A 21,866-nucleotide genomic window follows, 5' to 3' on the forward strand; every position below is an offset into this window, starting at 1 on the left:
TGGCGTTCATCGGTAGGCCAGCCCCATGGCGCGCCGGACCTCTTCCAGGGTATCCCGGGCAATGTCGCGAGCCGCTTCGCAGCCCTCTGCCACCACGGAGCGCACCAGATTGGGATCGGACTCATAGTCCTTGGCACGGGCCTGCATGGGACCCAGTTCCGCCAGCACCCCATCCACCACCGGCTGCTTGCACTCAAGGCAGCCGATACCGGCCGAACGACACCCCTCCTGCACCCAGTTGTGCACGTCTTCAGTGGTGTACACCTGATGCAGCTGCCATACGGGGCATTTGTCAGGATCACCCGGATCGGTGCGACGCACACGGGCCGGGTCGGTGGGCATGGTGCGGATCTTCTTTTCCACATCCGCCGGCTCGTCGCGCAGGGAGATGGTATTACCGTAGGACTTGGACATCTTCTGCCCGTCCAGTCCCGGCATCTTGGAGGCCTTGGTAAGGAGCGGCTGGGGCTCGGGGAGAATGATGCGACCGCCGCCTTCCAGATACCCGAACAGGCGCTCACGATCCCCCAAAGAGATGTTCTGCTGAGTCTCCAGCAGGGCGCGGGCCACATCCAGGGCCTCGTCCTCACCCTTCTCCTGGTAGCGACGACGCAGATCCCGGTACATGCGGGCGTTCTTCTTGCCCATCTTGTCCACCGCCGCCTCGGCCTTTTCCTCGAAGCCGGGCTCGCAGCCGTAGAGGTGGTTGAAGCGCCGGGCCACCTCGCGGGTCACCTCCAGGTGGGACACCTGATCCTCGCCCACTGGCACGAGACCGGCCTTGTAGATGAGCACATCGGCACTTTGCAGCAAGGGATAACCCAGGAACCCATAGGTCGCCAGGTCCAGCTCCTTGAGCTTCTCCTGCTGATCCTTGTAGGTGGGCACCCGCTCCAGCCAGCCCAGAGGCGTGATCATGGAAAGCAGCAAGTGCAGCTCCGCATGCTCCGGCACGCGGGACTGAATGAAGATCCGCGAGGAACCCGGGCTCACCCCGGCCGCCAGCCAGTCCACCACCATCTCCCATACGCTCTCACCGAGCACGCGCGGGTCTTCGTAATGCGTGGTCAGGGCGTGCCAGTCGGCAACGAAATACAGGCACTCGTAGGAGTGCTGCAGTTCAACCCAGTTTTTGAGAACGCCGTGATAATGGCCCAGATGCAGTCGGCCCGTGGGACGCATGCCCGACAGGACGCGCTGATTTTGTGTCGGCAGGGAACTCAAGTGGACTCCTCACACATGCTGTTGGATAAACGAATCGGTTAACGCCAGGATGGCAGGGCAAACACGGTCTGGAGCAGATCCACGAAGAAACCGTAAACCGGGAACAGGATGGCCCCCAGAATGCCCGTAAACAGAAGAATCAGAATGATCACCAGCCCGTAAGGCTCCAGGCGCTCATAGCGGGCCGCCACCCGGGGCGGCAGAAAACCGGCCACCACGCGCCCTCCATCCAGCGGCGGCAGGGGCAGCATGTTGAGCACCATGAGCAGGATATTGATGGTGATGCCGGCAATGCCCATGTAGAACAGCGGCGTGGCCACCCAGTCCAGGCTGCCCTGCAGTAGCACGGAAAGCTTGATCATCAGGGCCCAGAAGATGGCCATGAGCAGATTGGCAGTGGGCCCGGCCACGGCCACAATGGCCATGTCGCGCTGCGGATTTCTGAGATTGTTGGTATTCACCGGCACAGGCTTGGCCCAGCCGAAGACAAACGGCGGCGCCGGGGTCAGCGCGGTGAACAGCAAGAGACCAATGGGCACCAGCACGGTCCCCACCGGATCGATGTGCTTGAAGGGGTTGGCCGTGAGCCGGCCCAGCATCTTGGCCGTGGGATCGCCCAATTGCTTGGCCACAAGTCCGTGAGAGGCCTCGTGCAGGGTGATGGCAAAGAGCACCGGGAGGGCCCAGATGGCGATGATCTGCAAGATGCCGTCCATGGAGCCCTACTCCTCAAGACCCGGGGGTACTTCACCCCGGCCACGCCGCATGAGCCGGGGTACATCCCCCTCCAGATCGATCACCGTGGTGGGCTCCAGGCTGCAGGCGCCACCGTCGATCACCAGATCCACCAGCGGCATCATGCGTTCGCGGATCTCGAAGGTATCGGACATGGGATGATCATCACCCGGCAGCTCCAGGGTGGAACTCATCAGGGGCTGCCCCACCGCCTCCAGCAGCGCGTTGCAGATGGGATTATCGGGGATGCGCAGCCCCACCGTCTTGCGTTTGGGATGTTGCAGGCGTCTGGGCACCTCGTGGGTGGCCTTGAGCAGGAAGGCATAAGGCCCCGGCGTGAGCGCCTTGAGCAGCCGGTAGGCAGTGTTGTCCACCTTGGCATACACCGAGATCTCCGAGAGATCTCGACATACCAGGGTGAGGTGATACTGCTCATCCAGTTGGCGAATGCGGCGAATACGTTCCATGCCCGCCTTGTTGCCCATGGCACACCCCAGGGCATAGCAGGAATCCGTGGGGTAGACGATGACGCCACCCTCCAGCACCACGTCCGCAGCCTGCCTGATCAGGCGCGCCTGGGGGTCTACCGGATGGATCTCGATCACGCGACTCATGCTGTATCCCTGAGCGGTCGGAAGTTGAACCCGCAAGTTTATCAGACCCAGCGGCCATCGCCCGAATGGTTTCGCCCGGCTTGAAGGCATCGGGGTGAACCTCGGCGGGGCCGTGGCGGGCGCTGTATTCCATGGACCGGGTGGGTTACCCTTCCCGACGTTTATCCGTTGCCCGCCAGGAGGTGCTTGATGCTCTACGCCATCATCAGTCAGGACGTGGAAGACAGTCTGGAAAAACGCCGCTCGGCCCGCCCTGCCCATCTTGAGCGCCTGCAGACCCTGCAGGATGCCGGTCGTCTCGTGCTGGCCGGCCCCTATCCGGCCATCGACAGTGCCGATCCGGGTCCCGCCGGCTTCACCGGCAGCCTGGTGGTGGCCGAGTTCGACTCTCTGGACGCCGCTCAGGCCTGGGCCGACACCGACCCTTACGTGGCCGCAGGCGTGTATGCCCAGGTGACCGTCAAGCCCTTCAAGAAGGTCTTTCCCTGAACCCTGAGCAGGATCATTCAAAGGACACGCATTCCATGACCCCATTCAAGTCTCTCCCGCTGCTGGCCGCCGTGATCCTCGCTCTGGGCGCCTGTTCATCGGAACCGTCGCCCGACCAGCGCGCTGACCACAGTGACGCCATGGCCGTGGTCAATGACATCCCCATCACGGATCGGGACCTCACTGATTTTCTGCAGCTCCGGCAGATGTCCGGGCACCATCACGGAGAATTGCAATCGCCGGAGTCGGCCCTGGATGAGATGGTGAACATGGAGCTGCTGCGCCAGGAGGCTCTTGAAAAGGGTCTGCATGAGGATCCGGAAATCCTTCGCCAACTGGAGCGCACCCGCACCAATCTGTTGGTAAACACGCTGGTGGAGCGCTACCTGGAGGAACAGGATTTCTCCGAGGCAGAACTGCGGGCCGAGTATGACCGACAGATCGCCGCTCTGGACGCCCGCGAATTTCGGGCCCGGCACATCCTGGTGGACACCGAAGAGGAGGCCCGGGTGCTGATCGAGGCCCTGGATCAGGGGGATTCGTTCCCGGATCTGGCCCGGGAATATTCCCAGGACACCTCCGCCGAGTCCGGTGGCGACCTGGGCTGGTTCCGGCTGGACATGATGGTACCGGCGTTCTCCGAGGCACTGGCCTCGCTGGAGGCCGGTGAATACTCCGATTCTCCGGTGGAGTCCCAGTTCGGCTGGCATGTGATCCTGCATGAGGAAAACCGCGAACTGACCCTGCCCACCTTCGAGGCATCCCGGGGTCGCCTGGAACAGATCCTGGCCACCGAGGCGCTGCAGGGTTACGTGGACGAACTGCGCGAGCGGGCGACCATCGAGATTCACGAAGATCGGTTGCGGTAAGCCAGGTTGGTGTTTCTGGAGCCCCCTGCGGGCTCCAGCTTGCCCCGGGCAGTCAGGTAATCAAACCACCCAGCTCCCGCGTCTTCTCCCGCATCAACCCGGCATCCCCCCGGGCTTCCACGTTGAGGCGAATCACCGGTTCGGTATTGGAGGCCCTCAGGTTGAAGCGCCACTCGGCAAATTCCATGCTAAGCCCATCGGTGTCGTCCAGTTGCGGTCCCTGGGGAAGATAGAACTGCGTCACCCGCTCCAGGGTGCCGGGCACATCCTCCACCCGATAATTGATCTCGCCGCTACAGGGGTAGGCACGGATACGCTCCTCCACCAGGGCAGACAGCGGCTTGCCCGTGAGACTCATGCGCTCGGCGGTCAAGAGCCAGGGGATCATGCCGCTGTCGCAATAGCTGAAATCACGAAAGTAATGGTGAGCTGACATCTCGCCGCCGTAGAGGGCGTCTTCCCGGCGCATGCGCTCCTTGATGAAGGCGTGACCCGTCTTGCTCATCACCGGCACCCCCCCGGCGGCCTGCACCATCTGCTGCGTGTTCCAGGTGAGCCGTGGATCATGAACGATGCGTGAGCCCGGCTGTTTCTCCAGCATCTGTGCCGCCAGCAGGCCCACCATGTAATAGCCTTCCACGCACTCGCCCCGTTCATCGAAGACAAAGCAGCGATCGAAGTCCCCATCCCAGGCAATCCCCAGATCGGCACCATGGGCCACCACGGCCTCGCCGGTAACGGCGCGGTTTTCCGGCAGCAGGGGGTTGGGAATGCCATTGGGAAAACGGCCATCGGGCGCATGGTGGATGCGGGTCACACGAAACGGCAGCCGCGCCGCCAGGGCATCAAAGGTCGGGCCAGCGGCACCATTGCCGGCATTCACCAGCAGGTGTAACGGACGCAGGGTCGACAACTCGACAAAACCGAGGACCCGTTCCACATAGCCTTGCATCACATCCAGGCTGCGGTCCTCACCGTGCACGTCAGCCACCGGCCCGGGATCTCCTTCCCGAACCCGCCGCTCGATCTCCTTGAGCCCGGTATCCCCGCTGATGGGGATGGCCTGTTCGCGCACCAGCTTCATGCCGTTGTAGTCCATGGGGTTGTGGCTGGCCGTCACCATGATGCCGCCGCCCATGCCACCCAGTGAGGCAGCGTGGTAGACCGTCTCGGTGCCGCACAGTCCCAGGGAGCAGGTATTCACACCGGCATCGTTCAGGCCCTGGATCACGGCCTGGGCCAGTTCCGGGCTGCTGAGCCGGATATCCTGACCCACCGCCACCGCGCCCCTGGGGGCGATCACCCCGGCGTAGGCTCGTCCGATACGGTAGGCCAGATCGGGGTTGAGTTCATTGGGGATGCGCCCACGGATATCGTAGGCCTTGAAACAGGGCAGCGGCGCGGACATGGGAAACCTGTCGTCTTGAGTGGGCTTGAATGTTCAGACCTGGTAGAAATCCCGGTACCAGCGCACGAAGTTCTCCACTCCCTGCTCCACCGGGGTGGCGGGCCGATAGCCCACGTCGGCCACCAGGTCCTGCACATCCGCATAGGTATCCGGCACATCGCCAGGCTGCAGTGGCAGCAGGTTCTTCTCGGCTTTGCGTCCCAGGCAATCCTCAAGCACCTGGATGTAGTGAAGCAGTTCCACCGGTTGATTGTTGCCGATGTTGTACAGGCGATACGGGGCGAAACTGCTGGCTGAATCCGGGTTGTCGCCGGACCATTCGGGATTGGGCTCTGCCACCTTGTCCAGGGTGCGGATCACGCCTTCCACGATGTCGTCGATGTAGGTGAAATCGCGGCGATGCTGGCCGTAGTTGAAGACGTCGATGGGTTTGCCTTCGAGAATATTGCGGGTGAACATGAACAGGGCCATGTCCGGTCGCCCCCAGGGGCCATACACCGTAAAGAAGCGCAGGCCGGCCGTGGGCAGGCCGTAAAGGGAACTGTAGGTGTGGGCCATGAGCTCGTTGGCCTTCTTGCTGGCCGCATACAGGCTCATGGGATGGTCCACGTTATCGTGCACCGTGAAAGGCATGGTGGTGTTGGCCCCATACACGGAACTGGAGGAGGCATACACCAGATGCTCCACCCCGTGGTGCCGACACCCCTCAAGGATGTTGATGAACCCGACCAGATTGGTTTCCACATAGGCGTGGGGGTTCTCCAGGGAGTAGCGCACCCCCGCCTGAGCTGCCAGGTTGACCACCCGCTGTGGCTTGTGACGGGCGAAGGTCTCTTCCATCACGGCCCGGTCGGCGATATCGGCACGCACCTCGGTGAATCCGGCATGGTCCTTGATGCGATCCAGCCGGGCCAGCTTGAGGTTCACGTCGTAGTAATCGTTGAGGTTATCGACGCCGATCACCTCGTCTCCCCGATCCAGCAACCGCATGGCCAGGGCCGAACCGATGAATCCGGCGGTGCCGGTCACAAGAACCTTCATATCATGTTGCCTTGGTTGTCAATTTGGGCCGTGCCGTCGCAAACCATCGCCAGCCGTGGCTTACAGGCTCCAGTAGCGAGTGATTTGCGGGATGTCGTCGGGATGCAGGGCTGATTTCACGTCCAGCAACACGCCGCCCTCGCTCAGGCGCGTGCAGAGGGCACCGGCGCCGTCTTCCAGGTAGGCCCGATGGGGCACGGCCAGGATGAGACCATCCAGCTCCGTGAAGGCATCCAGGTCGACCAGTTCCAGGTCGTATTCATGGCGGGCCTCTTCCGGGTCGGCCAGGGGGTCGTGCACCAGGGGTTCGATACCGAACTGACGCAGTTCGCGGATGATGTCCGGCACCCGTGAATTGCGCAGGTCCGGCACGTTTTCCTTGAAGGTGAGCCCGAGCACGCCCACACGACCGCGCTTCACCGGGTGATCCTGCTCGATGAGCAGCTTGACGAGGCGCTGGGCAATGTAGGCGCCCATGCCATCGTTGATGCGCCTCCCGGCCAGGATAACCTGGGGGTAGTAACCCACGGCCTTGGCCTTGGCGGTGAGGTAGTAGGGGTCCACACCGATGCAGTGCCCGCCCACCAGACCAGGGCTGAAGGGCAGGAAGTTCCATTTGGTGCCCGCTGCCTCCAGCACGTCCTTGGTGCGGATGTCCAGACGATCGAAGATCAATGCCAGTTCATTCATCAGGGCAATGTTCAGGTCTCGCTGGGTGTTCTCGATCACCTTGGCAGCCTCCGCCACCTTGATGGTGGGGGCATTGTGCACACCGGCCTCGATAATGCGGCCATAAGCCTCGGCCACCCGATCCAGCGTTTCCGCGTCCTCGCCGGAGACCACCTTCACGATGCGGGTCAGGGTATGTTCCTTGTCGCCCGGATTGATGCGTTCCGGGGAGTAACCCAGCTTGAAGTCCTGGCCCTGACGCAGACCGGACACCCGGGCCAGAATGGGGCCACAGATCTCTTCGGTCACGCCTGGATACACGGTGGATTCAAACACCACCACGGCACCGGGGGTGAGCATCTGCCCCACGGTCTCACAGGCCTTCATCACCGGAGTGAGGTCCGGCTGACGGTTTTCGTCGATGGGGGTGGGCACAGTCACCACAAAGAAGGTGCAGCCCTTGAGGTCGGCCGGGTCCCGCGTGTAGAGCAGATCGTGCTCCGCCAATTCCTCGGGAGTGACCTCGGCGGTATAGTCATGCCCTTCCTTGAGGGTTTTGATACGCCGTTCGCTGATGTCAAAACCGATGGTGCCGGGATAGTGGCGGGCGAAGCCCAGGGCCACGGGCAACCCCACATAACCCAGTCCAATGACACCGATCTTTTCGCTCATGGGAGCATCCTTCCAGGCCGTTTCCTCGAAGCCGGAAAGATACCGCAAATGCCGCGATCGCGCGACCTTGCAGGGCCAGTCGGCAGCCCGCACTTTCGGGCTCCCGGGATCTTGGCTATCCTATACGACCCTTGAGTCGGCCCCTGCCACAGCAGGCATACCCTCATCGTCCCGGCCCAACATGCCCCGGTAGCTCAGCTGGATAGAGCGTCCCCCTCCTAAGGGGAAGGTCGCAGGTTCGAACCCTGCCCGGGGCGCCATTCTTTCAAGCATCCACCTTGCCCCACCATGGAGGTTTCAATGTCGAACCATAGCCCGCAGTCACGCACCCCTGGAATACGCCACCTCACCCTGTTTTCCGGCCTGGCCGCCATGGCCCTGCTGATGCTGCCGTGGAGCGCGGGCGCCAACGAGCCCACCCGTACCATGCATCAGGACTGGCAGAGCGTGTGCCTGGAGGTTGAAGGTACCGAACGTTGCCAGATTCAGCAGACCCTGGAGATGGATGGTGCCCAAGGTCGCGGACCCGCCATGCAGGTGAACATCCGCGACATGCGCGATGGCACCCGCATCATCGAGGTGTTGTTGCCCCTGGGGCTGGATCTGCGGGCGGGTATCGTCATGCAGGTGGACGACGGCGAGGAATACAACGCGCCGTTCCTTACCTGCTTCGAACAAGGGTGCCTGACGGCCCGCCCGCTGAACCCGGAACTGGAAGAGGCCATGCGCGCGGGAACCAACATGCGTGTGGGCTTCCGGCCCTTCAACAGTGAGCAAATCCTGGTGGCCGATGTCTCACTGATGGGGTTCACAGCCGCCAGTCGCGAGATCAAGTAAGACATCACCCCAGTGAAAGAAATCGTAGACGCTGGGTGCTGCATCGCAATAAAGTGTGGCATTGGGGCCGCCCAGTGGGCTGGTCGCGAAGCAAATATCAGGGGCGCGGCCCCGAGACCAATCATCCGAACAACGGACGACGAGGACAACCCATGACATCCCGTACCGTCACGGTTATCGATAACGCCACCGGCAAGCAGGTGGAACTGCCCGTGCTTGAAGGCACCCAGGGCCCGGCCACCGTGGACATCCGGCCACTGTCCAAGGAACTGGGCTACTTCACCTACGACCCGGGCTTCATGTCCACGGCCAGCTGCCGCAGCGATATCACCTATATCGATGGCGATCAGGGCATCCTCATGTACCGGGGGTACCCCATCGAGCAACTCGCCGAACACAGCAGCTACCTGGAAACCTGCTACCTGCTGCTCTACGGTGAGCTGCCCACTGCCACCGAACTGGAAACCTTCACCCGCATCATCCAGAAGCACTCCATGCCCCATCAGGCGATCCGTCGCTTCTATGACGGCTTCCGGCACGATGCCCACCCGATGGCCATCATGGTAGGTGTGTTCGGCGCCCTGTCGGCCTTCTTCCACGACACCACCGATGTGCACAACCCGCGCCACCGGGAGATCGCCGCCCATCGGATGATCTCCAAAATGCCCACCATCGCCGCCTGGTCCTACAAATATGCCGTCGGCCAGCCCTTCCTGTATCCCGACAACGAACTGGGCTATTCGGAAAACTTCCTGCGCATGATGTTCGGGGTGCCCACGGAGCGTTACGAGCCCAACCCGGTATTTGCCAAGGCGCTGGACCTGATCCTGATCCTGCACGCCGATCATGAGCAGAACGCCTCCACCTCCACGGTACGCCTGTCCGGCAGTTCCGAGGCCAACCCCTTTGCTGCCGTCTCCGCCGGCATCGCCTCCCTCTGGGGCCCGTTGCATGGCGGCGCCAACGAGAAGGTGGTGCGAATGCTCGAGTCCATCGTGGAAAGTGGCCAGTCGGTGGAGTACTTCGTCAATCGCGCCAAGGACAAGGACGACTCCTTCCGCCTCATGGGCTTCGGGCACCGGGTGTACAAGAACTACGACCCCCGTGCCAAGATCATCCGCAAGATGTGTCATGAACTGCTGCGGGAGATGGGCGCAGAGAACGAACCCCTGTTCGAGGTGGCCATGGAACTGGAACGCATCGCCATGGAGGACGAGTACTTCAAGGAACGCAAGCTCTACCCCAACGTGGACTTCTATTCGGGCCTGATCCTGCGTGCCATGGGCATTCCGCTGAACATGTTCACCGCCATTTTCGCTCTGGCCCGCATGGTGGGCTGGAATGCGCATTGGTGCGAGATGATGCAGGACCCCGAATCCCGTATCGGCCGCCCCCGTCAGTTGTACACCGGCGCCGCCACCCGGGACTACGTGCCCATTGAGAAGCGTTGAGCGCACCTCTATATTAGGAGACCCTAAATCAACGGAGAGGGAAGCACCATGACGATTGATCGCGCAGTACTGGCATTTGCCGGTGGCATGATTCTGCTCAGCCTGCTGCTGTCGCTGCTCAGCCCCCTGTGGCTGTGGCTCACGGCATTTGTGGGCCTCAACCTGCTGCAATCGGCCTTCACCGGGTTCTGCCCGCTGGCCATCGTGCTCAAGAAATTCGGCATGAAACCGGGCGAAGCCTTCAGCTGAATTCGACCCGGCTCATGCCATGCCCGTGGTTAGCGGGTGGCGACCCCAGGGCCTGAGCCCACCTCTTGATCATTGGGGGTGAACTGACTACCGCCCCTTCCCGTTTTCGGGGAGGGGCGTGGTACTGGACCCGTGCCCTTGCCTTCTGGAGGACCTTCATGACCGCATCCCCCACCCACGTCGTCCATACCCTGCAACTGGGCCCCATGGACAATTTCATTTACCTGCTGGAAGACAAGGCCTCCCGTCAGGCCGCCATTGTGGATCCGGCCTGGGAAGTGGATGAAGCCCTGGAAAGGGCCCGCTCACTGGGGCTTGATATCACCCACATCCTGCTCACACACACCCATCAGGACCACATCAACGGTCTGGACGAGGTGCGTGCGCAGACCGGGGCCGAAGTACACCTGCTCCAGGCCGAGGCCGATTATTGGGGCCAGGCTCCGACGGATGCCGTGCTGCATAACGATGGTGACGAAATCCGTCTGGGCGATACCTTGATCCGCGTGCTACACACACCGGGACACACCCCGGGCGGCACCTGTTACCACCTGGGTGATGATCTGATCACCGGAGACACCCTGTTCGTGTACGGTTGCGGCCGATGCGACCTGAAGCAGGGAGACCCCAAGGCGATGCTCCGTTCCCTGAAGCGATTGCGGGACGAGCTTCCGGGTCGAACGGTCATCCATCCCGGACATGACTATGGCGTGCAGCCCACCTCCACCCTGGCGGAACAGGCTCAGGGAAACCCCTTCATGCATTTCGAGGACGAGGCGGCCTTCGTGCATTACCGCATGGAAGAACATGATCGGGTACGCAGTGGCCCTTATGGGCCGGAGAAGGCGCCGGTGGGAGCCCAGGGCAGTCAAAGCTGATTCTTCCAAAGGGCAAGGAGCGCCCTGCCCTTGCGTGGGGGCCGACCTGCCGGCGATTTGCCGCGGCAGCGACCTGGATGCTTGTGTGCGGCCCCTCTTCGCGGCCGAGGGCCGCTCCCACGATTGCCTCTGGAGGCATGGAAGTGTCAGGGTTCAAGGCTCTTGAGCCACTCCCTCTGACAGACACTGCGGCGACGCTTTTCCAGCTTCTCGCGGATACGCGCTTCCACCTCCGCCAAGGGGATGGTGTGCGCCGCGTGAATGTCTTCGCACAGCAGGACGTGCAGCCCCATCTCCGTCTCGACAATCGGGCTCACCTGCCCCGCCTTCATGCCAAAGAGCGCATCGTCCAGGGAGGCAAACAGGGTACCCCTGGGTACCTTGCCCACCAAGCCGCCCTTCATGGCACTGGGACACTCCGAGTGACGGCTGGCCTGGGCGGCAAACTGCTCCACATCCCCGGTCAGATCATCGGCCAAGGCCTGCAGTCGTTGTCTCGCCTGATCGCGGGTGTTTTCAGGATAGTCCGGATTGATGGTGATCAGGATCTGGCGCACGGTGCGTGATTCGGGCACCTGGAACCGCTCCAGGTGCAGGTAGTAGAAGAGCTTCACATCCAGATCGCTGACCTGGGCCGAGCGATTGGCCACGCGATCCAGCACGGCTTCCAGGCGCAGCTCCCGATGCAGCGCCTCGCGGAAGCTGGCCAGGTCGAACCCATGAGCTTCCAACTCTGCCGCAAAGCCGGCCTCGTCCGGGTAGCGACCACGAATCTCTGCCAGGGCATGGTCCAGCGTCTCCCGCGGCACATGCACATCCGGCGCCTGGTCCGATGCCAGTGCCCGAGCACCGATCTCATAGGCCCGGGCCGAGCGGGCACGCACAGTCCGTCGCTCTGCCTCATCCAGTTTACCCAGTGGCTTCTCGAAGCTGTCCAGCGCCGTGCGCAGTTCAATGTAGGCCAGCTCCGGGCGATGTTCCAGTGTGGGCGTCATACGGCCTCCCGCTCAAAATGCTTGATGTGGATTCACGGTGTCATGTCTTCCCCCGGAGGGTCTCCAAGGGCCGATTCGGGGACCTGCAGGACGCGCCCCTCAAAATTCACGTGGTACTCCACCCCATCGGGCAGGTCCCGCAGCACCTTGCAGACCTCACCCACCACACCGGCCTCCACCACCGGCTGCCCCTTGATGCCAAGCGGAATCCGGGGCGTCACCTTGTCGCGGAACTCGTAGCGGGTGGGCACCCAATGGGCATCGGCATCCAGCAACTCCTCCTGGCGGCAGCCAACGATGCGGCCATGATCCATGAAGTTGACGGTGTAGATGACCTGATCCTGAAGGAATCGGCCCATATCGATCACCACGCCCACGCTCCCCCTGGGCACCAGCAGGCTCCCCCGGTCCATGCCCGGGTAGCTGCCATCGTTGCGTACCGGGCGCACCACGCGCACCCGTTCACCATATTCGTACATGGGCTTCATGTGCTGTTCCTTATCCTTGCCATGCCTTGCTTCTCGGGCGGGTGCCCGTGGATGGGTTCATGACTTGCGGCCGAAGGCCTCGTCCAGGGATACGTAAGCCACGCCCGGAGGGGGGCGCTGGAAGACCTTGAATACCTTCTCGGTCTGGGCATCGGAATTCACGAAATCGCTGTAGGCCTGAGCCAGCAGGCCCCGGTACAGGTCCCTCAATGCGCCAGCGTCGCCGGATTCTCCCGGTGTCTGAGCCGCCAGGTAGTCGTGGAAACGCTGCAGGATATGCAGGCGGTTCACCTTGACCGTGGCCTCGTCGTAGGGGATGTCGAAGTACTCCAGAAAGTCCTCGGCGGACTCCAGATCCTGGAGGTCGTCTTGCAGGGCTTCAGCGTTCATGGCGTGATCCTCTTTGGGGGTTTCAGGTGAGGGCGTGATGCGCGGTTGATATGGGGGCGGCGGCCAGGCTGTCCAGTTCCTGGTACCACAGCGCCAGTTCACGCTCGGTCGGTGCCCGTTTGGTCCGCGAGGCGGCGCTTCGGATTCTGGATAGCAGCAGGGTGGCCTCGGCACGGCCCAGGGTGATCCCCAGACGTGCATAAGCCTGGATCACCGCACTGCTGCCGGAGTGCTTGCCCAGCACCAGCCGATGCTCCCGGCCCAGTTCCGCCGGGTCCACACCCTGGTAGTTGGCTGGGTCCTTGAGCAGGCCGTCCACATGGATGCCGGCTTCATGGGTGAAGACGCCCTCACCCACCAGGCTCTTCTGCCAATGAATGGGATGACCGGTGGCCGTTTCCACCAGGTGGGACAGGGTCTGAAAACGACGCAGATCCACGCCGGTGTCGATGCCGTGCAACTGCCGCAGACCCAGCACCACCTCTTCCAGGGCAGCGTTGCCGGCCCGCTCCCCAATGCCGTTGACCGTGGTGTTCACATGGGTGGCACCTCCCAGGGCAGCGGCCAGACTATTGGCCGTGGCCAGCCCCAGATCGTCATGGGCATGCATCTCGATCTCCAGGTCCGAAGTGGCCCGAAGCCGGCGCAGGCGTTCCAGAACGGTGAACGGCTCAAGGATGCCCACGGTGTCGGCAAACCGAAAACGTCGGGCTCCGGCCTGTTGTGCCGTCTCCATCACCCGCGCCAGAAAATCCACGTCGGCCCGAGAGGCATCCTCCCCTCCCACGCCCACCTCCAGACCCAGTTCCCGGGCCTCGGCCACATGGCGCCGGATGCACTCCAGTACCCATTCCCGAGTGCGCCCGAGCTTGCGGGTGATCTGCTGATCCGACACGGGAATGGACAGGTCCACCATATCCACACCCAGATGGGCGCAGGATTTGAGATCATCGGTGCGCATGCGGCTCCAGACCAGCAAACGGGCGTTGAGTCCCAGGCCTGCCAGCATGCGGATGGAGTCGCATTCCTCGTCCCCCATGGACGGGATCCCCACCTCCAGCTCCGGCACGCCCAGTTCATCCAGCCCGCGGGCGATGGCAACACGCTCGGCATCGTTGAAGGCGACACCAGCGGATTGTTCACCGTCCCGAAGGGTGGTGTCGTCGATGACGATGGTAGGGGGGTGGGTCATGGGCAGCTCGCTCAGCACAGGTTCCAGGAATGATTAAGCGATTTCCATGCCAACTTATAGATGACTGATTACTCGAAATTTTCTGTGTGATCGCCGTGTTTCCGGGTGTCGTTTTGCGACCTCCGGAAGGGAGTTGTGGGATTTGCTACATGGGTCGGGGTTCGGGGGTCGGGGTTCCGCGCCCCTCATCCCCGGCCCTTCTCCCACCGGGGACACGGCAGACAGTGAGACAGGAGTGAACGCTTCACGCCCGTGAGCCCCTCTCCCCTTTGGGGAGAGGGGTTGGGGTGAGGGGAAAACCATCACGCATAGGCTGGCGCAAACGCTTGCTCAGGATTCTCCACCGGGCCATCCTCACCCCAATACGGCGACATCTTGCGCAAACGGGCCACGATGTCCGGCATCACCTGAATCACCCGATCCACCTCTTCCTCCGTATTGAACCGGGACAAGGAGAACCGCACCGACCCGTGAGCAGCGGTATAGGGGATCCCCATCGCCCGCATCACATGGGAGGGCTCCAGAGAGCCGGAGGTGCAGGCCGAACCGCTGGACGCCGCGATACCCTGATGATTGAGCATGAGCAGAATGCCCTCGCCCTCAATGTACTCGAAGGCCATGTTCAGTGTGTTGGGCAGACGGTTGTCCACGTCCCCGGTGACAAAGGCGTTGGGGATCTGTTCCAGCAACCCGGCCTCCAGGCGATTTCGCAGGGCGCGTACCCGCTGGCGCTCCTCGTCCAAATGGCTCAAGGCCAGTTCCGCGGCCTTGCCCAGGGCAATGATGCCCGGCACGTTTTCCGTGCCGGCCCGACGGCCCCGCTCCTGATGCCCACCGCGCAGCATGGGCCGGAACCTCAAGCCACGCCGTACATACAACACCCCCACGCCCTTGGGTGCATGCAGCTTGTGACCCGAGATGGAGAGCATGTCGATGCAGGTGTACTTGAGATCAATGGGCAGCTTGCCCACGGCCTGAACCGCATCGGTGTGGAACATCACACCCCTGGCGCGGGCCATCTCGGCCATGCTTTCCACCGGAAACAGGGTGCCTGTCTCGTTATTGGCCCACATCACCGACACCAGGGCCACCTGGTCCGACAATACCCGGCGGTAGTGAGCCAGATCCAGGCGACCCTGACCGTCGACGCCCAGGCGATGGATGGTGTAGCCCTCCTTTTCCAGCTGCTCACAGACATTGAGTATCGCCGGATGCTCCACCTCCGTGGTGATGATCTCCCGCCGCTGGGGCTGGGCACGCACGGCGGACAGGATGGCCGTGGAATCCGATTCGGTGCCACAGGAAGTAAAGATGATCTCCGAGGCATGCTCGGCCCCGACCAGCGCCTGCACCTGCTCACGCGCCTGCTTGAGGGCTCGCCCCACCTGATCACCAAAACTGTGCATGGAAGAGGGGTTGCCAAACTGCTCGGTCAGGAATGGCAGCATGGCCTCCACCACCTGGGGATCCACGCAGGTTGTGGCATTGTTGTCCATGTAGATGGGTTTCATGGTCTATTCCCCCATGGCCATGGCACGTACGTTCATGGGAGGCAGGGCCCCCGGGCTGGACCGCGGCGCCTCGGTGGCGTGATTTTCCGGGTCGAACGCCTCCCCCTTTTCCGCCAGCACCCGGGTGAGGACTTCCTCGATCCCTTCATGACAGGTGGAGCAACCGCCCCCGGCCTTGGTATAACCCGTCACGTCCTGCACCGTGCGAAGGCCATGGGCGCGGATGGTCTGCTCGATCTTCACCGCATCGATGGCGAAGCACTTGCAGATCAGGGCACCTTCCTCGTGATCATCCTTCCAGACCTCGCCGCGATAATTGGCAATGGCGGCCTGCAGGGCCTCATGTCCCATGACGGAGCAATGCATCTTCTCCGGTGGCAACCCGCCCAGGGCATCGGCAATATCCTCGTTATTGATGCGCTCGGCCTCTTCCAGGGTCAGGCCAATGATCATCTCGGTGAGCACCGAGCTGGAGGCCACCGCGGAACCACAGCCGAAGGTCTGGAAACCCGCCTCCTGAATCACGCCACTCTCCGGGTCCACCTTGAGCGTGAGGCGCAGGGCATCGCCGCAACTGATGGAACCCACCTCGCCGGTGGCATTGGCGTCACGCACCACGCCGACGTTGCGGGGGTTGAAGAAGTGCTCTTTCACCTTCTCGGAATAATCCCACATGATCTTGACCCTCCAGGGTGTGTGCCGTCATACCGCCAGAGCGGCGGGGGCATGGGTGTGGCATTTCTTGGGGCAGACCTGAGAGCAGGCCTCGCATCCAATACAGTCCATGGCATCGGCAAGCCGCATGACCATGGAGGTGTCGTCGGAGAAGCCGTCGTCATCGTCGTCTTCGTCGTCGTCCATCTCCCGCTCCACCAGTTCAAAGCAGTTGCGGGTACAGACCTTGAAACAACGGCCGCAGCCAATGCAGTTCTCCTCCTTGAGTTCCATGATGAAGGCGGGTGTCCACTGGGTGCCGCCACGGGTGACGCCGGTAATGGGGTTCATGGTTCTGTGCCTCTTCTCGTATGTCTTATGATCTTGTGTCTTGTATCGTTTCGGTCATCAAAGACCGGCCACCTTGGGGTGGTCACCAATGATGTTCAGGGCCACGGACAGCAGCTTGTCGGCCTCGTTCTTCATCTTTGATGGGCTGTCAAAGCCAAAGCGGTGGACGTCACGCAGGCTCTTGTCCACCACGATCAACTTGCCCACCGCGATGATCACGCGACCGAAACCCTCGCGATTCAGGCTCATCATGGGCGAGGCCAGCAGCCCGCACTCCCGTTCAATCATCATGGCCAGGGCGTTGTAGAACACGTGTAGACGGGCAATGGCGCCCGCATCGGGATCGCCCACGATGGGTATCGCCCGGCGTTGCTCGGCGGTGAGGATCAACTGCTCCAGTAGCTGCGCATCGGCTTCGGATTCGCGGGTGCCATAGGTATCCAGAGCGCGCACCTGACGGATCACCTCCCGGATGAAATCCGTCTCCAGGATGGGGTCGTCGGTGGCAATGATGGCGGTGGCTGTATCGGTGGTCATGGTCGAATTCCTGATCGGACGTTGATGTCATGCGTTGGCAAGAGGCGATGGACCGGGTGGCCGGTCACCCCTCCTCTTCCCAGGGTTCGCTGGCCATGGCGTCAAAGCGACTCGGGTCGCCTTGCTGACGCTGGACGGCCTTGGCCATCCAGGGGGGTGGGGTGTGCTCTTTCAGGCAGGTTTGCAATTCGCGCAGCAGGTCGGAAATGCGCGTGCCATGGGACACCCGCACCGGCTGAGTACCCAGCGCCAGGAGTTGTTTCACGGCAGATGAGCCGGCGGCGGCGCAATAAACGGCCGCACACCCCTCCAGGCATTCGAACTTGGCCAGCAGCTTGTCTTCGCCACCGTCCTGGGCCTGCTCACCAAACTGAGCCGCCTCCACCAGATCGGCGCGCTCCCGGGTCAGCCGGTAGATGGCCATCCCCCGGGCGGACCCGAAATGTTGATCCACGCGGATCATGTCCGTGCTAGCAAAGGCCACCCGAATCATTGCATTCCCCTCTTCCATGGCGGCAGACTCAGTGCCAGATGGCGTGATCACTTGCAGACGACGCTGTAGTGTCATGCTGCGGTTCCTCCCAGGTTTGGGCTTCGGGATGGGCGTAGATGGATCGGTACGGCGCCACGTCATGGCTTGGGTTCGAGAGCTGCAGATTGGCCAGATCGAACAGGGCCTGGCGGGCACCCGCATATCCGATCCAGGTGCGCTGAAATCCCCCCAGCCAGTCATACTGGGGAAAGCCCGCGCGCAGCAGGGGGATGCCCAGGCGTCGAGCGGGCTCCACGCCATGGGTATTGGCGATCAGGCACTGGGCCCCTCTCTCGCCAGCCAGGGCTTCCAGATCCTCCAGGTCGCCAATCTTCACCTGCTCTGCCGCCACCCGCTCAAGCACCGGCGCCCGGGTGGGCGCCACGGCGGCCACCACCTCACCCCCCATCTCCCTGATCAGATGTGAAAACCCATGCAGCAGGTCCGGGTCGGCGGCGATGGCCACACGGGAGAAGCCCAGCATGAAATGGGTGTCCAGCATGGCGTCCTGAAGGCGGGCACGTTCCCGCTGCAGGCGTGGCGGCACCGGGCGGCCGCTGAGTCGGGACAGGGTGAGCATGAGCTCATCCGTAGCCTCCAGGCCCATGAGACTGTCGAAACGGACATTGGGTACGCCGGTGCGAGCCTCAAGATGCTCCGCTGCGCTGCCCATGGAGGCCCCCATCACCAGGGTGGCGGCGGATTGCCCCAGCCGATCCAGATGACTCAGCGGTGTCCCACCCGTGGTGAGCGCTGACAGGCGGGCCTCGGACAGATGCCCATCCAGCGAACCGGAGAGATCCGGCACCACCAGGGGTTCCAGACCGAAGGCTTCCACCATGTCCTTGAGGCATTCCACGTCGCCCGGCGTGAGCGCCGCGCCGGCCAGGATATTCACCTGCCCGGGGGCCGTCCCCGCCTGTCTTGACTCCGGTACCTGGTGATCAATCAGTGCCGTAACGGCCAGTGCGAAGCCTGTTTCCGCCGATCCGGAGAAGTCCGGGGTGGACACGGGCACCACGGCCACATCGGCAAATTCCGGATGCTGCTGGCGAAATTCCCGTATCACCCGCTCTACATCGGCGCCCTCGGTTTCCGAAAGCCCCGTGGTGAGCACCCCAATCAGGTCGGGCCGGGACTTGCCACATACGGTGGCCAGACCCTCCACGAGGTTCTCATCAGCGCCCATGACGGCACTGACCTGATCCATGGCGGTGGTCTGCAGGGGGATGGGTTCCCGAAAATGGCGCACCAGAAAGACCTTGGCAAAGGCCGTGCAGCCCTGGGAGCCATGTAACATGGGGATGGCGCGATTCATGCCCAGCATGGCCAGCGCCGCCCCCAGGGGCTGGCTGGCCTTGAGGGGACTGACGGATAGAGCCTTGCTACGACGAATGATCCGGGCCATCTCAGCGGGCCTCCTGATGGGTGTGGGTGTCCAGGGGCATGCCGGTACTGTCCCAGGGGGCAGGCTGACGCACGTGGGGCCAGATGGGGCTCTCCAGGGTCAACGCCAGTTGACGGGCCAGCTCCAGCATCCCCTGGTAGCCGGCGTACGCGGACTCGCGTTCCTGATTGATATCCAGGAAGGGAATACGGGCCTTGAGGGCGGTGTACATGTTACGTCCCCCGGCGATGAGCACGTCCGCCCGGGTTTCCTCGAAGATGCCCAGCAAGGCCTTGGGATTGCCGTCCTCGATCATGCGGGCGTCCTCCCCCATGAGTTCGCGGATGCGGGCCTTGTCTTCCTCTGTGGACTTGCGAGTGCCGGTGGCCACCACCTCCATGCCCAGGTCCTGAAGGGCCGAAACCACGGACCAGGATTTCACGCCGCCGGTGTAGAGCAGCACCCGCTTGCCCGCCAGGCGTTCCCGCCAGGGAGCCAGTTCGGCACGGATGCGGGCCTCCTCACGGGCAATGAGGTCTTCAGTGCGTCTCGTGAGGTCCGGATCGCCCAGCAAGCGGGCAAATTCACGCAGGGCGTGGGACATGTCGTTGATGCCGTAGAAACTGCCCTCGAACCAGGGGGTGCCGTAGCCTTCCTGGAGCTTTCGGGCCACGTTGATCATGGCCTTGGAGCACACCATCATGTTGGCCCCGGCCCGGTGCATGGTCTGCACCTGGTGATAGCGGGCATCCCCGGACAGGGTGCACAGCACACGCAAGCCCAGTTCATCCAGCAACGGCAGCACATGCCAGAACTCGCCGGCGATGTTGTATTCACCGATCAGGTTGATGTCATGCACCGTGATGCCGGGGCGCTGAGCCGACTCGGGCGCCGGCTCGGGTTCCCGGCTGCCCACCACCTGCTTGACCATGGACTCGCCGGCAATACGATTACCCAGGTTCTTGGAGCCATAAAAGCCTGCGGCGTCCACGAACACCACCGGCACCCCCCAACGCTCCTCGGCCACCTTGCAGACCGCCTCCACATCGTCACCGATCAGAGCGGGCACGCAGGTGTTGTAGACGAAGACGGCTGGCGGATTGAAGGACTCCACCGCCTGGCGGATGGAATGCAACAGACGCTTCTCGGAGCGCCCCATGATGACGTCCTGCTCGGTCAGGTCGGTGGTGAGGCCCAGGCGGAACAGGTCGGGCCCTGAGGAACGGGTACCACGGTTATCCCAGGAGTTGCCCGCGCAGGCGATGGGGCCGTGAACAATGTGGGCCACATCCGCCACCGGTAACAGGGCGATCTGGGCCCCATCAAATGCGCACCCCCCGGCCGCGGCCCCGGGCTTGGGGCGGGCGCAACCGGACTTTTCCTTGGTGTTGTGGTCGCATGCCGGTTCATCCAGCAATGCCTTGATGTCCTGTGCCTTCATTGTCTGCTCCGCTGCGGAATCGGCTTTGCAGGGAGTATTGCAAGAGGCGGGCCATCTTCAACTTATTGTTTATTATGAATTTCCTGACTCAGCGGCATGTAGCAAAGGCGACAATAGGGAGGTCAGGCAACAAATCAGCCCTCGCCGAACCGGGCCACTGTTCCTGGCTCGCGCCCCATCACCTTCGCCAGCCAGGGCGGTGGCGTACCTTCCAGCACCGCCTGCAGACGGGCGATCACCTCGGACGCCGCAGGACTGTCCGGCAACTTGATGGGATGCACACCCACACGGATCACCTTGGCTGCCGCCGGGCCACCGATGCTTTCCACATACAACAACTGACAATCCGCCAGCAGTTGCGCTCGCGCGGCGTTGCGATCCTCGGCCTTGTCGGCCTCGTCGGTGAAACGAATCTCCACCAGCCGCGCCGCAGCCTGGGACACCTGATAGATCAGAAACCGGGCACAGGAACCAAAATGACCATCCAGTATGTCTCCGGTATTGGAGGCCAGGGCGATGCGGATGGAGCCGGGCATATCATCATCAGCCAGCGACTCCACGGCGGGCAGATCCGGTTCCACCTCCCGTTCGCCAGACAGATAGCGCACCGCCATTTCCAGACTCTGGCTGTTGCATTCGTCCTGCTCGATGTCGGGATGGCGGGTGCGTTTGAGGCCCTGCCTGAGATCCTCGGCCGTCATCGAGGCCAGCGCCTCTTCCTTGATGGGAGCACCAATGCGCTCGATGATGATCTCGAGCAATCGGGGTAGTTCAATCCCGGGCAGGACCTTCTTGGCCAGGGCAATGCGCAGGGCGCATTCACGGTCGAGGATATCGGTGGACATGGGGGTACCTCATCGGGATTTGATTCGCTGGCGGGCGGGCACTTCTTCGCGGGCAGGACCCCGCCCCGGGCATGTGTATTCACGTGAAAGAACCAAGGTTCAGCTACGAACACTCCCTTCTCCCCCACGGGGGAGAGGGGCTTGGATCATATCTTTAGAGAGAGTTGGTCAGAGACGCTTGGCCCGCAGGGTGATGGGCAACCGCGGGGCCTCGTCCATGGGCTCCAGGAAATAACGGGAGCCATCGGCCAGAGTGATCTCGCCACCCCAGCGCCCCGGCCCTTCGTGCTCCATGGAGACAATGGCCTCTTCCAGGTCCTTCTTGGGGACGTAGAAGGACATCCCCGATTCCGTCTTGTTGATCATGACACTTGGCATGGTGTGTTCTCGCTTGGAAATATTGACCC

At 62.6% G+C, this 21,866-nt stretch carries 25 protein-coding genes and 1 tRNA gene; 7 read left to right on the forward strand and 19 right to left on the reverse strand.

From position 1 onward, the window contains the following. Positions 1-6 precede the first annotated feature (6 nt). From LPW30_RS11100 to LPW30_RS11110, 3 genes are read right to left on the reverse strand one after another with little or no spacing between them, the layout of a single operon-like run. Positions 7-1,224 (reverse strand): tryptophan--tRNA ligase, encoded by a 1,218-nt coding sequence (locus tag LPW30_RS11100; protein ID WP_025281974.1) that lies wholly within the window; start codon positions 1,222-1,224, stop codon positions 7-9. Positions 1,225-1,262: 38 nt separating this feature from the next. Beyond that, positions 1,263-1,940: a site-2 protease family protein gene (locus LPW30_RS11105; RefSeq protein ID WP_238625072.1), complete on the reverse strand. Its 678-nt coding sequence runs from the start codon at positions 1,938-1,940 to the stop codon at positions 1,263-1,265. Positions 1,941-1,946: 6 nt separating this feature from the next. Next, entirely contained in the window at positions 1,947-2,564 is a 618-nt protein-coding gene (locus tag LPW30_RS11110; RefSeq protein ID WP_025281976.1) for an L-threonylcarbamoyladenylate synthase, read from the reverse strand. Between the two features lie 198 nt (positions 2,565-2,762). Between LPW30_RS11110 and LPW30_RS11115 the strand changes: the two genes are divergently transcribed. Next, the gene (locus LPW30_RS11115; protein ID WP_025281977.1) at positions 2,763-3,062 is read left to right on the forward strand and encodes a YciI family protein; all 300 of its coding nucleotides are present in this window, start codon (positions 2,763-2,765) and stop codon (positions 3,060-3,062) included. A 35-nt stretch (positions 3,063-3,097) separates the two neighbouring features. Further along, a complete protein-coding gene (locus LPW30_RS11120; RefSeq protein ID WP_025281978.1) occupies positions 3,098-3,931 on the forward strand; it encodes a foldase protein PrsA in 834 nt (277 codons plus the stop codon). A gap of 52 nt (positions 3,932-3,983) precedes the next feature. Here LPW30_RS11120 and LPW30_RS11125 read toward each other — a convergent pair whose 3' ends face one another. From LPW30_RS11125 to LPW30_RS11135, 3 genes are read right to left on the reverse strand one after another with little or no spacing between them, the layout of a single operon-like run. Next, positions 3,984-5,339, reverse strand: a complete 1,356-nt coding sequence (locus tag LPW30_RS11125; RefSeq protein ID WP_025281979.1) for a phosphohexomutase domain-containing protein — start codon at positions 5,337-5,339, stop codon at positions 3,984-3,986. A gap of 33 nt (positions 5,340-5,372) precedes the next feature. Further along, positions 5,373-6,380 (reverse strand): NAD-dependent epimerase, encoded by a 1,008-nt coding sequence (locus tag LPW30_RS11130; RefSeq protein WP_025281980.1) that lies wholly within the window; start codon positions 6,378-6,380, stop codon positions 5,373-5,375. A gap of 60 nt (positions 6,381-6,440) precedes the next feature. Then, positions 6,441-7,721 (reverse strand): nucleotide sugar dehydrogenase, encoded by a 1,281-nt coding sequence (locus LPW30_RS11135; protein ID WP_026623625.1) that lies wholly within the window; start codon positions 7,719-7,721, stop codon positions 6,441-6,443. Positions 7,722-7,904: 183 nt separating this feature from the next. Between LPW30_RS11135 and LPW30_RS11140 the strand changes: the two genes are divergently transcribed. The 5 genes from LPW30_RS11140 (at position 7,905) to LPW30_RS11160 (ending at position 11,136) form a co-directional block, all read left to right on the forward strand. Then, positions 7,905-7,981, forward strand: a tRNA-Arg gene (locus LPW30_RS11140). Positions 7,982-8,021: 40 nt separating this feature from the next. Then, positions 8,022-8,558: an invasion associated locus B family protein gene (locus LPW30_RS11145; protein ID WP_025281982.1), complete on the forward strand. Its 537-nt coding sequence runs from the start codon at positions 8,022-8,024 to the stop codon at positions 8,556-8,558. Between the two features lie 152 nt (positions 8,559-8,710). After that, positions 8,711-10,009 carry a citrate synthase gene (locus tag LPW30_RS11150; RefSeq protein ID WP_025281983.1) on the forward strand — a complete coding sequence of 433 codons (1,299 nt, stop codon included), beginning with the start codon at positions 8,711-8,713 and terminating at the stop codon, positions 10,007-10,009. Positions 10,010-10,057: 48 nt separating this feature from the next. Then, positions 10,058-10,258: a YgaP family membrane protein gene (locus tag LPW30_RS11155; RefSeq protein WP_025281984.1), complete on the forward strand. Its 201-nt coding sequence runs from the start codon at positions 10,058-10,060 to the stop codon at positions 10,256-10,258. Between the two features lie 158 nt (positions 10,259-10,416). Further along, positions 10,417-11,136 carry an MBL fold metallo-hydrolase gene (locus tag LPW30_RS11160; RefSeq protein ID WP_025281985.1) on the forward strand — a complete coding sequence of 240 codons (720 nt, stop codon included), beginning with the start codon at positions 10,417-10,419 and terminating at the stop codon, positions 11,134-11,136. A gap of 146 nt (positions 11,137-11,282) precedes the next feature. On the opposite strand, the gene nifM is transcribed toward LPW30_RS11160, so the two are convergent. From nifM to nifT, 13 genes are all read right to left on the reverse strand, one after another. After that, positions 11,283-12,131, reverse strand: a complete 849-nt coding sequence (nifM, locus tag LPW30_RS11165; RefSeq protein ID WP_239680881.1) for a nitrogen fixation protein NifM — start codon at positions 12,129-12,131, stop codon at positions 11,283-11,285. Positions 12,132-12,163: 32 nt separating this feature from the next. Further along, complete coding sequence (locus LPW30_RS11170) at positions 12,164-12,619, reverse strand: nitrogen fixation protein NifZ (protein ID WP_239680882.1); 456 nt, start codon at positions 12,617-12,619, stop codon at positions 12,164-12,166. A gap of 57 nt (positions 12,620-12,676) precedes the next feature. Beyond that, on the reverse strand, positions 12,677-13,009 hold the full coding sequence (gene nifW, locus LPW30_RS11175; RefSeq protein ID WP_025281988.1) for a nitrogenase-stabilizing/protective protein NifW: 333 nt from the start codon (positions 13,007-13,009) through the stop codon (positions 12,677-12,679). Between the two features lie 22 nt (positions 13,010-13,031). Beyond that, positions 13,032-14,201: a homocitrate synthase gene (gene nifV / locus LPW30_RS11180; protein WP_025281989.1), complete on the reverse strand. Its 1,170-nt coding sequence runs from the start codon at positions 14,199-14,201 to the stop codon at positions 13,032-13,034. Positions 14,202-14,503: 302 nt separating this feature from the next. Beyond that, positions 14,504-15,712 (reverse strand): cysteine desulfurase NifS, encoded by a 1,209-nt coding sequence (nifS, locus tag LPW30_RS11185; protein ID WP_025281990.1) that lies wholly within the window; start codon positions 15,710-15,712, stop codon positions 14,504-14,506. A 3-nt stretch (positions 15,713-15,715) separates the two neighbouring features. Next, the gene (nifU, locus tag LPW30_RS11190; protein ID WP_238625066.1) at positions 15,716-16,387 is read right to left on the reverse strand and encodes a Fe-S cluster assembly protein NifU; all 672 of its coding nucleotides are present in this window, start codon (positions 16,385-16,387) and stop codon (positions 15,716-15,718) included. Between the two features lie 27 nt (positions 16,388-16,414). Further along, positions 16,415-16,717, reverse strand: a complete 303-nt coding sequence (fdxB, locus tag LPW30_RS11195; protein WP_025281992.1) for a ferredoxin III, nif-specific — start codon at positions 16,715-16,717, stop codon at positions 16,415-16,417. 57 nt (positions 16,718-16,774) lie between these two features. Continuing rightward, positions 16,775-17,254 carry a NifX-associated nitrogen fixation protein gene (locus tag LPW30_RS11200; RefSeq protein ID WP_025281993.1) on the reverse strand — a complete coding sequence of 160 codons (480 nt, stop codon included), beginning with the start codon at positions 17,252-17,254 and terminating at the stop codon, positions 16,775-16,777. A gap of 64 nt (positions 17,255-17,318) precedes the next feature. Continuing rightward, positions 17,319-17,822 (reverse strand): NifB/NifX family molybdenum-iron cluster-binding protein, encoded by a 504-nt coding sequence (locus tag LPW30_RS11205; RefSeq protein WP_239680883.1) that lies wholly within the window; start codon positions 17,820-17,822, stop codon positions 17,319-17,321. After that, entirely contained in the window at positions 17,776-19,194 is a 1,419-nt protein-coding gene (nifN, locus tag LPW30_RS11210; protein ID WP_239680884.1) for a nitrogenase iron-molybdenum cofactor biosynthesis protein NifN, read from the reverse strand. Before nifN ends, LPW30_RS11205 begins: the two co-directional genes overlap by 47 nt. A gap of 1 nt (position 19,195) precedes the next feature. Then, a complete protein-coding gene (gene nifE / locus LPW30_RS11215; RefSeq protein WP_239680885.1) occupies positions 19,196-20,614 on the reverse strand; it encodes a nitrogenase iron-molybdenum cofactor biosynthesis protein NifE in 1,419 nt (472 codons plus the stop codon). Positions 20,615-20,748: 134 nt separating this feature from the next. After that, a complete protein-coding gene (nifX, locus tag LPW30_RS11220; RefSeq protein WP_025281995.1) occupies positions 20,749-21,459 on the reverse strand; it encodes a nitrogen fixation protein NifX in 711 nt (236 codons plus the stop codon). Between the two features lie 168 nt (positions 21,460-21,627). After that, the gene (nifT, locus tag LPW30_RS11225; RefSeq protein ID WP_025281996.1) at positions 21,628-21,837 is read right to left on the reverse strand and encodes a putative nitrogen fixation protein NifT; all 210 of its coding nucleotides are present in this window, start codon (positions 21,835-21,837) and stop codon (positions 21,628-21,630) included. Positions 21,838-21,866: the final 29 nt, after the last annotated feature.

It is taken from the genome of Ectothiorhodospira variabilis (genome assembly GCF_022227625.1).
Taxonomy (GTDB): Bacteria; Pseudomonadota; Gammaproteobacteria; order Ectothiorhodospirales; family Ectothiorhodospiraceae; genus Ectothiorhodospira; species Ectothiorhodospira haloalkaliphila.

Excerpts from the sequence above, each read along its gene's own strand:
- LPW30_RS11105 (WP_238625072.1), bottom strand. The coding sequence starts at position 1,940 with ATGGACGGCATCTTGCAGATCATCGCCATCTGGGCCCTCCCGGTGCTC.
- LPW30_RS11135 (WP_026623625.1), bottom strand. The coding sequence starts at position 7,721 with ATGAGCGAAAAGATCGGTGTCATTGGACTGGGTTATGTGGGGTTGCCC.
- nifT (WP_025281996.1), bottom strand. The coding sequence starts at position 21,837 with ATGCCAAGTGTCATGATCAACAAGACGGAATCGGGGATGTCCTTCTAC.
- LPW30_RS11205 (WP_239680883.1), bottom strand. The coding sequence starts at position 17,822 with ATGACACTACAGCGTCGTCTGCAAGTGATCACGCCATCTGGCACTGAG.
- LPW30_RS11160 (WP_025281985.1), top strand. The coding sequence starts at position 10,417 with ATGACCGCATCCCCCACCCACGTCGTCCATACCCTGCAACTGGGCCCC.
- nifE (WP_239680885.1), bottom strand. The coding sequence starts at position 20,614 with ATGAAGGCACAGGACATCAAGGCATTGCTGGATGAACCGGCATGCGAC.
- LPW30_RS11130 (WP_025281980.1), bottom strand. The coding sequence starts at position 6,380 with ATGAAGGTTCTTGTGACCGGCACCGCCGGATTCATCGGTTCGGCCCTG.
- LPW30_RS11145 (WP_025281982.1), top strand. The coding sequence starts at position 8,022 with ATGTCGAACCATAGCCCGCAGTCACGCACCCCTGGAATACGCCACCTC.
- LPW30_RS11155 (WP_025281984.1), top strand. The coding sequence starts at position 10,058 with ATGACGATTGATCGCGCAGTACTGGCATTTGCCGGTGGCATGATTCTG.
- fdxB (WP_025281992.1), bottom strand. The coding sequence starts at position 16,717 with ATGAACCCCATTACCGGCGTCACCCGTGGCGGCACCCAGTGGACACCC.
- LPW30_RS11115 (WP_025281977.1), top strand. The coding sequence starts at position 2,763 with ATGCTCTACGCCATCATCAGTCAGGACGTGGAAGACAGTCTGGAAAAA.
- LPW30_RS11200 (WP_025281993.1), bottom strand. The coding sequence starts at position 17,254 with ATGACCACCGATACAGCCACCGCCATCATTGCCACCGACGACCCCATC.
- nifV (WP_025281989.1), bottom strand. The coding sequence starts at position 14,201 with ATGACCCACCCCCCTACCATCGTCATCGACGACACCACCCTTCGGGAC.
- LPW30_RS11150 (WP_025281983.1), top strand. The coding sequence starts at position 8,711 with ATGACATCCCGTACCGTCACGGTTATCGATAACGCCACCGGCAAGCAG.
- LPW30_RS11125 (WP_025281979.1), bottom strand. The coding sequence starts at position 5,339 with ATGTCCGCGCCGCTGCCCTGTTTCAAGGCCTACGATATCCGTGGGCGC.
- nifU (WP_238625066.1), bottom strand. The coding sequence starts at position 16,387 with ATGTGGGATTATTCCGAGAAGGTGAAAGAGCACTTCTTCAACCCCCGC.
- nifS (WP_025281990.1), bottom strand. The coding sequence starts at position 15,712 with ATGAAACCCATCTACATGGACAACAATGCCACAACCTGCGTGGATCCC.
- nifW (WP_025281988.1), bottom strand. The coding sequence starts at position 13,009 with ATGAACGCTGAAGCCCTGCAAGACGACCTCCAGGATCTGGAGTCCGCC.
- nifX (WP_025281995.1), bottom strand. The coding sequence starts at position 21,459 with ATGTCCACCGATATCCTCGACCGTGAATGCGCCCTGCGCATTGCCCTG.
- LPW30_RS11120 (WP_025281978.1), top strand. The coding sequence starts at position 3,098 with ATGACCCCATTCAAGTCTCTCCCGCTGCTGGCCGCCGTGATCCTCGCT.
- nifN (WP_239680884.1), bottom strand. The coding sequence starts at position 19,194 with ATGGCCCGGATCATTCGTCGTAGCAAGGCTCTATCCGTCAGTCCCCTC.
- LPW30_RS11170 (WP_239680882.1), bottom strand. The coding sequence starts at position 12,619 with ATGAAGCCCATGTACGAATATGGTGAACGGGTGCGCGTGGTGCGCCCG.
- nifM (WP_239680881.1), bottom strand. The coding sequence starts at position 12,131 with ATGACGCCCACACTGGAACATCGCCCGGAGCTGGCCTACATTGAACTG.